The organism is Streptomyces chumphonensis, from assembly GCF_014779715.1.
GTDB classification, from domain to species: domain Bacteria; phylum Actinomycetota; class Actinomycetes; order Streptomycetales; family Streptomycetaceae; genus Streptomyces; species Streptomyces chumphonensis.
On sequence record NZ_JACXYU010000001.1, the window covers coordinates 459049 to 472624 of the forward strand.

Sequence of the window (13576 nt, forward strand, 5' to 3'; positions counted from 1 at the left end):
CGGGGCCGGGCATCGTCACCCTGACGCGAAGGAGCTATCATAATAACGTCAGATAGACGAGAAACGGTGAAGTGACATGAGCCTCCCCCTCCCGGGGGCCGCTCTGAGCCAAGGGTGCGTGCCGTCAGCTTCCGAGGCGCCCGGTTTCGCCAAGAGGAGTGAACAACGTGAACGCAGCACAGCCGCTGGACGTCCAGCCCACGCCGCTGGCCCTGCTGCTCCTCGGCCGGGAGGCCGACCCCAGGAGCGAACGCGGCGTCGAGTGCCCCGGCGACCTCCCCGCACCCTCGGACCCCGACCTGGTGGCCCGCGCCCGTGCGGCCAAGGAGGCGCTCGGTGAGCGCGTCTTCGTGCTCGGCCACCACTACCAGCGCGACGAGGTCATCCAGTTCGCCGACGTCACGGGCGACTCCTTCAAGCTGGCCAAGGACGCCGCCGCCCGTCCGCAGGCGGAGTACATCGTCTTCTGCGGTGTGCACTTCATGGCCGAGTCGGCCGACATCCTCACCTCCGACGACCAGCAGGTCGTCCTCCCCGACCTGGCGGCCGGCTGCTCGATGGCCGACATGGCCACGGCGGAGCAGGTCGCCGAGTGCTGGGACGTGCTGGGCGAGGCCGGGGTGGCCGACGTCACCGTGCCCGTCTCCTACATGAACTCCTCGGCGGACATCAAGGCGTTCACCGGTCGGCACGGCGGCACGATCTGCACCTCCTCCAACGCCCGCCGCGCCCTGGACTGGGCCTTCGAGAACGGCGAGAAGGTCCTCTTCCTGCCCGACCAGCACCTCGGGCGCAACACCGCCGTGCGCGACATGGGCCTGTCCCTGGAGGACTGCGTCGTCTACAACCCGCACAGGCCGAACGGCGGGCTGAGCACCGAGGAACTGCGCGCCGCGAAGATGATCCTGTGGCGCGGCCACTGCTCCGTGCACGGCCGGTTCTCGCTGGACTCGGTCAACGACGTGCGCGCGCGGATGCCCGGAGTGAACGTGCTGGTGCACCCGGAGTGCAAGCACGAGGTCGTCGCCGCCGCCGACTTCGTCGGCTCGACGGAGTACATCATCAAGACCCTCGACGCGGCGCCCGCCGGGTCGAAGTGGGCGATCGGCACGGAGCTGAACCTCGTGCGGCGGCTGGCCGACCGCTACGCCGCCGAGGGCAAGGAGATCGCCTTCCTCGACAAGACGGTGTGCTTCTGCTCGACGATGAACCGCATCGACCTGCCGCACCTGGTGTGGGCGCTGGAGTCGCTGGCGGCCGGCACGGTCGTCAACCGCATCCGGGTCGACCCCGAGACGGAGAAGTTCGCCAAGCTGGCGCTGGAGCGCATGCTCGCCCTGCCGTGACCCTCCCCACCGGCCGCTGACGGCGCCGGGTGGCTCCGCGCGGAGCCACCCGGGGCTCGGCGTGCGGGACCCGGGCGTGCGGCGCCGCGCCGAACCCGCGGGCCGGGTCAGTCGCGCGTCGCGCAGAGGTGGAGGAGCGGGGCGACGGACCGGTAGGGGTCGGTGGCCCCCGCGCGCTCCTCCGCCGCCAGCAGCGGCTCCAGCTCCCCCTCCGACGGCTGCCGGTGCGGCGCGGGGCCGGGCTCCGTCCGGTGGCCGGTGAACACCCCCACGCCGTACCAGGTCCGCAGGGGCACCCCGGTGCCGGCGAGGGCCGCCGTCAGCGCACCGAGCCGGTCGGCCCGCGCCGCCACGCCGACGTGGTCGGTGCAGTGCGGATCGTCGAACGCGGTCAGCGCGCCCGCCCAGTCACCCGCCAGCCCCGGCCCCACGGCCAGTGCGTCGGCGTTGCGCACCAGCAGGGACAGCAGACCGCCGGCGGCCAGCACCCGGGCCAGTCCCGCCAGCAGCGGGCCCGGCTCCTCGACGTACATGAGCACGCCGTGGCACAGGACGGCGTCGAACGTCCCGGGCCGGAACAGCGCGCCGGTCGCCCGGGCGTCCCCGGTGAGGAGCCGCACGCGCCGACGCACACCCGGCGGCTCGCACTCCAGCGCGTCCCGGGCCGACCGCAGCATGCGGGGGTCGAGATCGAGTCCGGTGACCTCGTGGCCGAGACGGGCCAGCCGCAGCGTCTGCGCACCCTCACCGGCACCCACGTCCAGCACGCGCAGGCGTCGGCCCACCGGGAAGCGGGCCGCCAGCTCGGCGTCGAGCCGGCGGGAGACGAGCGTGCGTTCCACGAGGTCACGCAGCGCCGTGGCGTCGCCGGGCAGACGTCCGTCGGCACCGAACGCCTGAGTGGGAACGGCCATCAGCGGCGCGGCGACTCGCCACGGGCGATCTGCGGCTTGGGCAGCCGCATCCGCCGCATCTGGAGGGTGCGCATGATGGCGTACATGGTGACGCCGCGCAGGTTCTCGTCGGGGAAGCGCTCCCGCAGGGCCTTCTTCAGGCGGCGCGCGGTGAGCACCGAGTCGACGACGATCATCGCGATGACGCCCATCCACAGCACCAGCGAGATGTTCTTCGCCTGGACGCTGGGCACGATGCTCAGGATCAGGATGAGCACGGCGATGGGCAGGAAGAACTCCGCGACGTGCCACTTGGAGTCGATGAAGTCGCGGGCGAACCGGCGCGGCTGGCCCCGGTCACGCAGCGGGAGGTAGCGCTCGTCACCGGTGGCGAGCGCCTGGCGCTGCCGGGCCATGTCGGCCCGGCGCGCCTCGCGGGCCCGCTTGGCGGCCTCCTTGCGGTCGGCCGGCGGCTTGGAGATCGAGCGGCGCTGCGCCTGCGCCTCGCGCCGCTTGGGCGTGGGACGGCCCTTGGGCGCCTGCGGGTCGCGCTGCGGGGTCAGATCCTCGACCGGCTCGGTGGCCGGGGACTGAGCTTCCTTGGAACGGCTTCGGAACACGTGTCCCAGCCTACGGTGTGCGTGGGTGTGTCCCCCACCCGCACGGGGAACGATCCCGCAACGGTGACCCTCCCCCGGTGCGACGGGGCGGATCTTTCGCCTCCGCCGCAACGGTCGACCCCCTTTCGGGCGTCTCCACCCCTGGCGGGAGGCACCGGCGCCACGATCGTCCCGGAGAAGGAGCGCATCGGGGCGCGCACGGTGCGGTAATGGAAGCAGGGCCCGTACTGTGGGTTCTGTAGGGATGCCGAGGCGAACAGTCCGAAGGGGGCGCGCGAGGCCCATGAGCGGTGTCATGAAGCGGATGGGGATGCTGTTCCGCGCGAAGGCCAACAAGGCCCTGGACCGGGCCGAGGACCCGCGCGAGACGCTCGACTACTCCTACCAGAAGCAGTTGGAGCTGCTGCAGAAGGTGCGCCGCGGCGTGGCCGACGTGGCCACGTCACGCAAGCGCCTGGAGTTGCAGCTCAACCAGCTGAACCAGCAGTCCGGGAAGCTGGAGGAGCAGAGCAGGAAGGCGCTGTCGCTCGGCCGGGAGGACCTGGCCCGAGAGGCGCTCACCCGCAGGGCGGCGCTGCAGCAGCAGGTCACGGACCTGGAGACGCAGCACCAGACCCTGCAGGGCGAGGAGGAGAAGCTCACCCTGGCGGCGCAGCGGCTCCAGGCGAAGGTCGACGCCTTCCGCACGAAGAAGGAGACGATCAAGGCCACGTACACGGCGGCCCAGGCGCAGACGCGGATCGGTGAGGCGTTCACCGGCATCTCGGAGGAGATGGGCGACGTCGGGCTGGCCGTCCAGCGGGCGGAGGACCGCACGGCGCAGCTCCAGGCCCGGGCGGGCGCGATCGACGAGCTGCTGGCGTCGGGCGCGCTGGACGACCCGACGGGCACCGCCAAGGACGACATCAGCGCGGAGCTGGACCGCATCTCCGGCGGCTCCGACGTGGAGCTGGAGCTCCAGCGGATGAAGGCCGAGCTGTCGGGCGGCTCCGGCGGTGGCCAGCAGGCCATCGAGGGCGGCGCCCCCGGCACCGGTCAGGGGCAGTCCCAGCAGGACGCCCCCCGGTTCGACAAGCAGTGACGGCCGCGGGCCCCGCACGAAGGAGCGCGACGTGATCGTACGGATCATGGGGGAAGGCCAGGTGAAGCTCGACGACAACCACCTGGCGGAGTTGGACAAGCTGGACGACGAGTTGCAGCGGGAGCTCGACAGCGGCGACGAGGCGGGGTTCCGCCGCACGCTGCTGGGTCTGCTCGACGCCGTCCACCGGCTCGGTACACCGCTGCCGGACGACGCGCTGGAGCCGTCCGAGCTGATCCTCCCCGAACGCGAGGCGACGATCGACGAGGTCCGCGCGATGCTCACCGAGGACGGGCTGTTCCCGAACCCGTGACGTGCCGCCCGGCGCGCACCCGGCATCCCTGACGAGGGCGCCGGGGCCACCCCCTCCCGGGGTGTGGCCCCGGCGCCCTCGCGTGCGCGGGGGGGCCACGGCCGAGCAAGAGGGGCGGGCCCGCCGTTCGGCCGCGCTCTCCGGGCGGGCGAGGGGGCGCCGAGGCGACAATCCGCTCATGACGGTTGCCCTGGTCCGCTCCCCCGCACGCCGGTCCGTCGTCCGCTGCGCCGCCGCGCTGTGCACGGGTGCGCTGCTGGCGGGCTGCGCGGGCGTCGAGGGGAGCGACCCCTCGGCGCGCCGTGCCTCCGGTGCCCCCGCGCCCGCCCCGTCCACCCCCGGCGCGTCCACGGAACGCCCGGACCCGCCGGACCCGACGGATCCGGACGCGCTCCAGGAGCGCTACCAGCGCGTCGTGCGGGACGTCCTGCCGTCCGTCGTCCAGATCACCACCGAGGAGCAGCTCGGCTCGGGCGTGGTCTACGACGATCAGGGCCACATCGTCACCAACGCCCACGTGGTGGCGGACGCCGGGAGCTTCGAGGTCGGTCTGGCCACCGGCGGCCGTCCGCTGAAGGCGGAGCTGGTCGCCGCCTACGAGGACCAGGACCTGGCCGTCATCCGGCTGACCGATCCCCCGCGCGCGCTGCACCCGGCGGTGTTCGGGGACTCGGCGAAGGTGCGGGTCGGGCAGATCGTGCTGGCCATGGGCAACCCGCTGGGCCTGTCCTCCAGCGTCACCCAGGGCATCGTCTCGGCGGTGGGCCGCTCGGTGAGCGAGGGCGAGGGGCGGGCCACCATCGGGAACATGGTGCAGACGTCCGCCGCGATCAACCCGGGCAACAGCGGCGGCGCGCTCGTCGACCTCGCGGGCCGGGTCATCGGCATCCCGACGCTGGCGGCGCGCGACCCGCAGTTCGGCGCGGCTCCGGCGCCGGGGATCGGCTTCGCCATCCCGGCGTCGACGGTGCGCGACCTGGCGGGCCAGATGATCCGGCACGGCGAGGTCGTCGACCCCGACAGGGCGGCGCTGGGCGTCACCGTGCGCACCGTGCTGGGTGACGACTTCCAGCCCGCGGGCGTGTCGGTCGTCGACGTGACCGGGGACGGGCCGGCGGACGCGGCGGGGCTGCGCCCCGGGGACCTCATCGTGCGGGTCGACGAGGACGAGATCACCGACGTCGTCGGCCTCGCGGAGGCCCTGGCCGGGCACAGCCCCGGCGACCGCGTGGCCGTCACGGTCCGCCGGGGCGGAGCCCGGGAGCGGGCCACCGTGACCCTCGGGGAGGCGTGAGGCCGCCGCCGGGGAGCCGGGGACGCGTGAAGCCCGGACGGGCGCCCCCGGCTACTCGGCGGCGGCGTGCAGGCTCATGGGGCCGTAGACCTCGGTGCCGTCCTCCAGGAGCCGGACCTGGTCGACGCCGCCGTCCAGCAGCTCCTTCCAGGTCTCTCCCACCCAGGACTCGGCGTCGCCCTGGGTGGAGAAGTCCTCGACGGCGACCGGTGGGTCCACCCGGTTGCCGTCGACCGTCTCGAACTGCCACGTCCATGCCATGTCCGCCTCCTGGGCGCGCTCGGAGATTGCCGGAAGATCACGGGCATCCTGCCCGCAGCGTACGCGGGCAGTCCCCGCCGGGCGGACGAACCCGGCACGACGACGGCGGAGGTCCCCGTGCCGTCCCCGGACCGACGCGAGACGATCGAGGCGTGGACGTCACTCTGCTCGGCACCGGCGCACCGGCCGGTCTCCCCCGCCCCCACTGCCCCTGCGCCGTGTGCGCGAGCTCGACCGGCCCCCGGGCGCGGGCCGCCACCGCGGTGCTGGTGGACGACACGCTGCTCATCGACCTGACGCCCGGCCCGGCGTTCGCCGCCGCCCGCGCCGGCCGGTCGCTGCACGGCGTCCGGCAGGTCCTGCTGTCCCACCCGCAGGACGGGCCCCCGATGGAGGTGCCGGCCGGACTGCCCGCGCCCGTGCGCGTCCCCGACGGGCAGGACCTCGCGCTGATCAGCGGGCACCGCGTGCGGGCCGTCGCCCTGGACACACCGGGCACCGGCTACGCCGTCACCGGCCCGGACGGCCGGCGCCTGCTCTACCTGCCGCCCGGCGCCGCCACGGCGGGCGGGGGCGCGCCCCCGGCCCCCTACGACCTGGTGCTGCTGGACGTCCTCGGCCGCCCCGAGGCCCTCGCCCGGCTGCGGGCCTCGGGCGCCGTGGGACCGGCGACCGACGTCGTGGCCGTCCACGTGGACCACACCGTGCCCCCGGGGGCGGAGCTGCACCGGCGGCTGGCCGCCCTCGGGACCCGCGCCGAGCCGGACGGCACGACGCTGGCCGCCGCCGCCTTCCACGACGTGCCGGACGTGCCGCGCCGCACGCTCGTGCTGGGCGGGGCCCGCTCGGGGAAGTCGCTGGAGGCGGAGCGGCGGCTGGCCGCGGCTCCGGACGTCGTCTACGTCGCCACCGGCGGCACCCGGGAGGGCGACGAGGACTGGGCGGCGCGCGTCGACGCCCACCGGCGGCGGCGCCCGGCGTCCTGGCGCACGGTCGAGACGTGGGACCTCACGCCCCTGCTCGCCGAGGACGGGCCGCCGCTGCTCCTCGACTGCCTGTCGCTGTGGTTGGCGCACGCGATGGACGCGGTGGACGCCTGGTCCGACACCGTGTGGGAGAACGGCGGCGCGCGCCGGCTCGCCGAGCGCACCGAGGCGCTGACGCGGGCGGTGCGGGCGACGTCCCGCACGGTCGTCGCCGTGAGCAACGAGGTCGGATCGGGCGTCCACCCCGCGACCGCCTCGGGCCGCCGGTACCGGGACGAACTGGGCCGTCTGAACGCCGCGTTCGCCGCCGAGTGCGAGCACGTCCTGCTCGTCGTCGCCGGGAACGCGGTCGTGCTCCGGGGTGCGGACTGACGCCCCGGCACCGGGCCCGCCGACGCGTCCGCCGCGCCGGGTAACCTCGCCCCCATGAGCGAAGACCGCCTCAACCTGGACGACTTCGGCGACCTCATCGAACGGCCCGACGGCGGCGTCCGGCGGGACGCGGAGGAGCGCCGGCTGCGCACCGCGCCCCCGCGCGGCGCCCTCGGGCGGCTCGACGAGCTCGGCGTGTGGCTCGCGGCGGCCCAGGGCCGGGTGCCGGTGGCCCCGGTCGAGCGGCCCCGCATGGTCGTGTTCGCCGGGGACCACGGCGTCGCGGAGCTGGGGGTCTCCGGCCGGCCGGCGGGCTCCGCCCACACGCTGGTGCGGGCGGCGCTGGACGGCACCGGCGCGGCGGCGATCCTGGCCCGGCTGGCGGACGTGCCGGTGCGGGTCGTCGACATGGGGCTCGACTGCGACCCCGGTGAGCTGCCCGCCGAGGTGACCCGCCACCGGGTCCGGCGCGGGAGCGGGCGGCTGGACGTCGAGGACGCGCTCACCGCGCAGGAGGCCGAGCGGGCGTTCCGGGCGGGGATGGCCGTCGCCGACGAGGAGGCCGACGCCGGTACCGACGCCGTCGTGCTCGGCGACCTGAGCGTCGGCGGCACGACCGCCGCCGGCGTCCTCGTCGCCGCGCTGTGCGGGACGGACGCCTCGGTGGTGACCGGCCGGGGCGGCACCGGGATCGACGACCTGGCGTGGATGCGCAAGTGCGCCGCCGTCCGCGACGGGCTGCGGCGCGCCCGTCCCGCCCTGGGGGACCCGCTGCGGCTGCTGGCCGTCACGGGCGGCGCGGACCTCACGGCGATGACGGGCTTCCTGCTCCAGTCGGCGGTCCGCCGCACGCCGGTGATCCTCGACGGCGTCGTCTCCGCCGCCTGCGCCCTGGTCGCCCAGCGGGTCGCGTTCCGGGCCACCGACTGGTGGCTGGCGGGGCAGCGCAGCGGTGAGCCCGGCCAGGCCCGAGCCCTGGACCGCATGGCGCTCGACCCGCTGCTGGACCAGGGCGTGACCGTCGGCGAGGGCGCCGGGGCGCTGCTCGCGCTCCCGCTCGTGCGGGCCGCCGCCGCGCTCGCCGCCGAACTGCCCGTCGACGCCCCGGCCGACGCGCCCGTGGGCGCCCCCGCCGGGCCGGACGCCGGGCTCGACGCGACCTGACCCCCCGCCGTCGGGCGTCGGCGTCAGGCGTCAGGCGTCAGGCGTCAGGCGGACGGTCGGCCGCCGAGGGCGTTCTGGAGGCGGCGCGTGAGCGCGCCCCACCGGGCGTCGTGCCGGGCGGCCCGCCGCCGCGCCCGCTCCAGGGCGCGCGGACGACGGCGGTACACGCGCCGCGCCCACGGCGACTCGGGGCGGGCCAGGCGGAGCGCGGCGAAGAGCGCGAGGAAGGGGACCAGCACGCCCAGCACCGCCAGCACGAACCGGCCCTTGACCAGCGCGACCGCCGCGCACAGGACGTTGACGCCGACGACGGAGAACAGCTCCGCCCGGTTCTCCCGCTGCTCCTGCGTCAGTTCCTCCGTGCCGAAGGGTGCGTAGCCGAGGAGCAGCAGCCCGAGGAGCGCGGCGGTGAGGACGACCGCCTCGACGCTCTTGCGGCCGTTCTCCGTCCAGTAGACGTCGCTCAGGTAGACGATCAGCGCGAACTCGTCCAGGACGAGCCCGGCCCCCACCCCGAACAGCACGGCGAGCACCGGTGCGATCTCCTGCTCACGGGCGGTGGTCATCGCCCCGAAGCCGCCGACCATCATGAGGACCACGCCCGGGACGACGTGGTGGATGTGCACGCCCCCGGCGGACTCGACGTTGCGGAAGGGCCCGTGACCGGCCCGGATGAGCCGAGTCACCGTGCGGGTGACGAGGAACGTCACGAGGAAGGCGACGAGTGCCAGCAGCAGCGGCAGCTTGCCCGCGTCCACGATGTCCCGGCTCCACCACTCACCCATCGGCCCAGGGTCCGACGGCGCGCCCGGCTAGCCTGTCCCGACCATGAACGACACACCGCCGCGTCCCACGGACGGACTCCGATTCGCCTTCGGCACCCTCACCGTGCTCCCCGTCCCCGTCCGGCGGTGGGACCGCGCCGCCGCCCGCGCGGGCATGCAGTGGGCGCCGGTCGTCGGGGTCGTGGTGGGCGTGGCCGCCGGGGCCGTGGGCGCGGCCCTGCTCGGGCTGGGCGCCGGAGCCCTCACCGCGGCGGTGGCCACCGTGGCCGTCCCCGCCGTGCTGACGCGGGGGCTGCACCTGGACGGACTGGCCGACGTGGCGGACGGGCTGGGCAGCGGCCGGGACGCCGAGGGCGCCCTGGCCGTCATGAAGCGGTCCGACATCGGGCCCTTCGGGGTCGTCACGCTGCTGCTGGTGCTGCTGGGACAGGTCGCCGTGCTCGCCGAGCTGTACGCGCGGAGCTGGCCGACGGGCGCCTGGGGCTACGTCGTGGCGGCCACGGCCGCCCGCGCCGCCCTGACGCTCGCCGCGCGGCGGGGGGTGCCCGGGGCGCGACCGGAGGGGCTGGGCGCCGTGGTGGCCGGAACGGTGCCCCGGGCGCGGGCCGCCCTCGTCGTCGCGGCGGTGGCGTCGCTGGCCGCCGCGGGCGGCGCGCTCGGCGACCTCGGGGACGGCGGCGCCGCGCTCGGGGCCGCGTCGCGGTGCGCCGCCGCCGTGCTCGTCGGCCTCGCCGCCGCCGAGCTGTTGCTGCGGCGGTGCCGACGGCGGCTGGGCGGGGTCACCGGTGACGTCTTCGGCGCGCTGGCCGAATGCGCCGCCACCGCGGCGCTGTTGACCCTGGCGCTGGGCTGACGGAGGGTCCGGGGGCGGGGCGGAGGGCGGCGCTTCCCGGCCGGTTCACGGCCGCCCGCCCGGCGCGGCGGGGTGAGGCGTAGGCTCGACGTCACCCGACCCCCAGGGAATTCACACGAATCTCCGACGAACAGGATCGCCAGGACCGTGACTGCTCTGACCCTCAGTACCTCGTCCGCCGCAACGACGCGCGTGGACGCCATCGTCATCGGTATCGCCAAAAGCGCCGACGGCTCCGGCACCCCGGTCATCGCCCCGGGTGCCGAGACGGTGGACCAGGCCTTCGACGGGCGGCTCGCCTCCGTCCTGGAGACGCTCGGCGCGAGCGGCGGCGAGGGTGAGACCACCAAGCTCCCGGCGCCGGACGGGCTGAAGGCGCCGCTGGTGCTCGCCGTGGGCCTCGGTTCCGCCCCCGCCGACCCCGCCGTGGAGGGCGACGGCTACGCCCCCGAGACGCTGCGCCGGGCCGCCGGTGCCGCCGCCCGGGCGCTCACCGGGACGCGCAAAGCCGCCTTCGCCCTGCCCGTCACCGACGGCGCCGAGGCGGTCGCGGCGGTCGCCGAGGGCGCGCTGCTGGGCGCCTACTCCTTCACCGCCTACCGGGGCACCGAGAACACCGAGAACACGGCGAAGGCCCCGAAGTCCGGTGCCAAGGCCGGCAAGGGCGGCAAGTCGGCCAAGGACTCCGCGCGGGACGAGGCGAACGCCCCGCTGGCCGAGGTGACGCTGCTCGGCGGCAAGCCGCGCGACAAGGCCCACAAGGCCGCCGTCGAGCGGGCCGCCGTGCTCGCGGAGGAGGTCGCCCGCGCCCGGGACCTGATCAACACCCCGCCGAACGACCTGCACCCGGCCTCGTTCGCCACGCACGCGCAGAACGCCGCCAAGGAGCACGGCCTGAAGGTCGAGGTCCTGGACGAGAAGGCGCTCGCCAAGGGCGGCTACGGCGGCATCCTGGGCGTCGGCCAGGGCTCCGGCAGGCCGCCGCGCCTGGTGCGGCTCAGCTACACCCACGCGAAGGCGGCCAAGACGCTCGCCCTCGTCGGCAAGGGCATCACCTACGACTCGGGCGGCATCTCGCTGAAGCCCGCCGGTCACAACGAGACGATGAAGTGCGACATGAGCGGCGCCGCCGCCGTGTTCTCCGCCGTCGTGGCCGCCGCACGGCTGGGGCTCAAGGTGAACGTCACCGGCTGGCTGGCGCTCGCGGAGAACATGCCCTCCGGTGACGCCATGCGCCCGGGCGACGTGCTGACCATGTACAGCGGCAAGACGGTCGAGGTGCTCAACACCGACGCCGAGGGGCGGCTCGTCCTGGCCGACGCCCTGACCCGCGCCTGCGAGGAGTCCCCGGACGCCCTGGTGGACGTGGCGACGCTGACCGGCGCGATGGTGCTGGCCCTCGGCAACCGCACGTTCGGCGTCATGTCCAACGACGACGCCTTCCGCGCCGAGGTGCACGAGACGGCCGACCAGGCCGGCGAGCAGTCCTGGGAGATGCCCCTGCCGCCCGAGCTGCGCAAGGGCATGGACTCCTCCGTCGCCGACATCGCCAACATGGGCGAGCGCATGGGCGGCGGCCTGGTGGCGGGCCTGTTCCTGCAGGAGTTCGTCACCGACGGCACGCCGTGGGCGCACCTGGACATCGCCGGCCCGGCCTTCAACGAGGCGGGGCCGTTCGGCTACACGCCCAAGGGCGGTACCGGATCGGCGGTCCGGACGCTGGTGCGGCTGGCCGAGCGCACGGCCGACGGCGAGCTGGGCTGACCGGCCGGACGCACCCCGCACGACGCGGAGCGTCCCGGACGTGACGCGGGGGCCCTCCGCGCGGCCACCACAGCCGCGCGGAGGGCCCCCGCGCGTCCGGCTCCGGGCGTGCGGAGCCCGGGGGCGACCGCGCGCCGGACGGGCCGGGGAGCGGGCCGCGCCCGTGTTCGCCCTCAGCGATCAGCTCCGCCCGATGTGCCGGTGGACGGAGGCTGGAGCGCAGGCCGGGGGCGGTGTGAGACGTTCCCGACGTCTCACACACCGGCCCCGCGTCCCGCCCGGTCCCGACAAGTGCGAAGATGGGTTCTCGGCAGGACAGGGGCCCGCTCAACCCACAGGGCCGAAGCAGTACAGCGGCCGAACGCACAGCCGCCCGGTCACAGTCGACCGGCTCCGGCGCACCCATGCATGGAGGACGTGACGTGGCGAACGACGCCAGCACCGTTTTCGACCTAGTGATCCTCGGTGGCGGGAGCGGCGGCTACGCCGCCGCCCTGCGCGCTTCGCAGCTGGGTCTCGACGTCGCTCTGATCGAGAAGGACAAGGTCGGCGGCACCTGCCTGCACTACGGATGTATCCCCACCAAGGCGCTGCTGCACGCCGGCGAGCTGGCCGACCAGGCTCGCGAAGGCGCCGAGTTCGGTGTGAAGACCTCGCTCGAGGGCATCGACATGGCCGGTGTCCACAAGTACAAGGACGGCGTGATCTCAGGGCTCTACAAGGGCCTCCAGGGTCTGATCGCCTCCCGCAAGATCACCTATGTGGAGGGCGAGGGGCGGCTGTCCTCCCCCACCTCCGTGGACGTGAACGGCCAGCGCTACGAGGGTCGGCACATCCTGCTGGCCACCGGCTCGGCGCCGAAGTCGCTGCCGGGGCTCACCATCGACGGTGACCGCGTCATCTCCTCCGACCACGCGCTGGTGATGGACCGGGTGCCGAAGTCGGCGATCATCCTGGGCGGCGGCGTCATCGGCGTCGAGTTCGCGTCGGTGTGGAAGTCCTTCGGCGCGGAGGTCACCGTCGTCGAGGGCCTGCCGCACCTCGTCCCGCTGGAGGACGAGAACAGCTCCAAGCTGCTGGAGCGCGCCTTCCGCAAGCGGGGCATCAAGTCCTCGCTCGGCTCGTTCTTCGAGAAGGCCGAGTACACCGACGGCGGCGTCAAGGTCACCCTGGCCAACGGCAAGGAGTTCGAGGCCGAGGTGCTGCTCGTGGCCATCGGCCGCGGGCCCGTCTCGCAGGGCCTGGGCTACGAGGAGGCCGGGGTCGCGATGGACCGCGGCTACGTCCTGGCCGACGAGTACTGCCAGACCAACGTGCCGTCGATCTCGGCCGTCGGTGACCTCATCCCGACCCTCCAGCTCGCGCACGTCGGCTTCGCCGAGGGCATCCTCGTCGCCGAGCGGCTCGCCGGGCAGAAGGTCGTGCCGATCGACTACGACGGCGTCCCCCGCGTCACCTACTGCCACCCCGAGGTCGCCTCGGTCGGCCTCACCGAGGCGAAGGCCAAGGAGAAGTACGGCGCCGACGCCGTCGTCACCCTCAAGTACAACCTCGGGGGCAACGGCAAGAGCAAGATCCTCAAGACGCAGGGCGAGATCAAGCTCGTCCAGGTGCGGGACGGGGCCGTGGTCGGCGTGCACATGGTCGGCGACCGGATGGGTGAGCAGGTGGGCGAGGCCCAGCTGATCTACAACTGGGAGGCGCTGCCGGCCGAGGTCGCGCAGCTCATCCACGCCCACCCCACGCAGAACGAGGCCCTCGGCGAGGCGCACCTGGCGCTGGCCGGGAAGCCGCTGCACTCCCATGACTGACCTGTCGGGCGCGACCCACATCCGTACCTTTCG

At 74.7% G+C, this 13576-nt stretch carries 13 protein-coding genes; 9 read left to right on the plus strand and 4 right to left on the minus strand.

Annotated features, from left to right (window positions below):
- Positions 1-167: 167 nt before the first annotated feature.
- The gene (gene nadA, locus IF129_RS01870; RefSeq protein ID WP_191207613.1) at positions 168-1346 is read left to right on the plus strand and encodes a quinolinate synthase NadA; all 1179 of its coding nucleotides are present in this window, start codon (positions 168-170) and stop codon (positions 1344-1346) included.
- 107 nt (positions 1347-1453) lie between these two features.
- On the opposite strand, the gene IF129_RS01875 is transcribed toward nadA, so the two are convergent.
- Positions 1454-2260 carry a class I SAM-dependent methyltransferase gene (locus tag IF129_RS01875; RefSeq protein ID WP_191207614.1) on the minus strand — a complete coding sequence of 269 codons (807 nt, stop codon included), beginning with the start codon at positions 2258-2260 and terminating at the stop codon, positions 1454-1456.
- Positions 2260-2859, minus strand: coding sequence for a DUF3043 domain-containing protein (locus tag IF129_RS01880; protein WP_318153492.1), 600 nt, complete (start codon positions 2857-2859; stop codon positions 2260-2262). The genes IF129_RS01875 and IF129_RS01880 overlap by 1 nt, the downstream gene beginning before the upstream one ends.
- A 295-nt stretch (positions 2860-3154) precedes the next feature.
- Here IF129_RS01880 and IF129_RS01885 point away from each other — a divergent pair, with 295 nt between their 5' ends.
- From IF129_RS01885 to IF129_RS01895, 3 genes are all read left to right on the plus strand, one after another.
- Complete coding sequence (locus IF129_RS01885) at positions 3155-3940, plus strand: PspA/IM30 family protein (RefSeq protein WP_191208224.1); 786 nt, start codon at positions 3155-3157, stop codon at positions 3938-3940.
- A 31-nt stretch (positions 3941-3971) separates the two neighbouring features.
- Positions 3972-4253 (plus strand): PspA-associated protein PspAA, encoded by a 282-nt coding sequence (gene pspAA, locus IF129_RS01890; protein WP_191207615.1) that lies wholly within the window; start codon positions 3972-3974, stop codon positions 4251-4253.
- Positions 4254-4431: 178 nt separating this feature from the next.
- A complete protein-coding gene (locus tag IF129_RS01895) occupies positions 4432-5547 on the plus strand; it encodes a S1C family serine protease (protein ID WP_191207616.1) in 1116 nt (371 codons plus the stop codon).
- Positions 5548-5598: 51 nt separating this feature from the next.
- Here the strand turns inward: IF129_RS01895 and IF129_RS01900 are convergent, their stop codons facing one another.
- Positions 5599-5808 (minus strand): hypothetical protein, encoded by a 210-nt coding sequence (locus IF129_RS01900; protein ID WP_191207617.1) that lies wholly within the window; start codon positions 5806-5808, stop codon positions 5599-5601.
- Between the two features lie 152 nt (positions 5809-5960).
- On the opposite strand from IF129_RS01900, the gene IF129_RS01905 reads away from it, so the two are divergent.
- Both IF129_RS01905 and cobT read left to right on the plus strand, forming a co-directional pair.
- Positions 5961-7166 carry a bifunctional adenosylcobinamide kinase/adenosylcobinamide-phosphate guanylyltransferase gene (locus IF129_RS01905; RefSeq protein ID WP_191207618.1) on the plus strand — a complete coding sequence of 402 codons (1206 nt, stop codon included), beginning with the start codon at positions 5961-5963 and terminating at the stop codon, positions 7164-7166.
- A 54-nt stretch (positions 7167-7220) separates the two neighbouring features.
- Complete coding sequence (gene cobT / locus IF129_RS01910; RefSeq protein WP_191207619.1) at positions 7221-8330, plus strand: nicotinate-nucleotide--dimethylbenzimidazole phosphoribosyltransferase; 1110 nt, start codon at positions 7221-7223, stop codon at positions 8328-8330.
- Positions 8331-8374: 44 nt separating this feature from the next.
- Here the strand turns inward: cobT and IF129_RS01915 are convergent, their stop codons facing one another.
- The gene (locus tag IF129_RS01915; RefSeq protein WP_191207620.1) at positions 8375-9115 is read right to left on the minus strand and encodes a hypothetical protein; all 741 of its coding nucleotides are present in this window, start codon (positions 9113-9115) and stop codon (positions 8375-8377) included.
- 43 nt (positions 9116-9158) lie between these two features.
- On the opposite strand from IF129_RS01915, the gene IF129_RS01920 reads away from it, so the two are divergent.
- The 3 genes from IF129_RS01920 to lpdA all read left to right on the plus strand — a co-directional run bounded on the left by IF129_RS01920 (position 9159) and on the right by lpdA (position 13543).
- A complete protein-coding gene (locus IF129_RS01920; RefSeq protein ID WP_191207621.1) occupies positions 9159-9968 on the plus strand; it encodes an adenosylcobinamide-GDP ribazoletransferase in 810 nt (269 codons plus the stop codon).
- Between the two features lie 147 nt (positions 9969-10115).
- Positions 10116-11732, plus strand: a complete 1617-nt coding sequence (locus tag IF129_RS01925) for a leucyl aminopeptidase (RefSeq protein WP_191207622.1) — start codon at positions 10116-10118, stop codon at positions 11730-11732.
- Between the two features lie 422 nt (positions 11733-12154).
- On the plus strand, positions 12155-13543 hold the full coding sequence (gene lpdA, locus IF129_RS01930; protein ID WP_191207623.1) for a dihydrolipoyl dehydrogenase: 1389 nt from the start codon (positions 12155-12157) through the stop codon (positions 13541-13543).
- Positions 13544-13576 lie beyond the last annotated feature (33 nt).

Bases quoted from the DNA above. Each gene is read 5' to 3' on its own strand.
- IF129_RS01920 (WP_191207621.1), top strand. From the start codon at position 9,159: ATGAACGACACACCGCCGCGTCCCACGGACGGACTCCGATTCGCCTTC.
- IF129_RS01875 (WP_191207614.1), bottom strand. From the start codon at position 2,260: ATGGCCGTTCCCACTCAGGCGTTCGGTGCCGACGGACGTCTGCCCGGC.
- IF129_RS01900 (WP_191207617.1), bottom strand. From the start codon at position 5,808: ATGGCATGGACGTGGCAGTTCGAGACGGTCGACGGCAACCGGGTGGAC.
- IF129_RS01915 (WP_191207620.1), bottom strand. From the start codon at position 9,115: ATGGGTGAGTGGTGGAGCCGGGACATCGTGGACGCGGGCAAGCTGCCG.
- IF129_RS01885 (WP_191208224.1), top strand. From the start codon at position 3,155: ATGAAGCGGATGGGGATGCTGTTCCGCGCGAAGGCCAACAAGGCCCTG.
- IF129_RS01895 (WP_191207616.1), top strand. From the start codon at position 4,432: ATGACGGTTGCCCTGGTCCGCTCCCCCGCACGCCGGTCCGTCGTCCGC.
- cobT (WP_191207619.1), top strand. From the start codon at position 7,221: ATGAGCGAAGACCGCCTCAACCTGGACGACTTCGGCGACCTCATCGAA.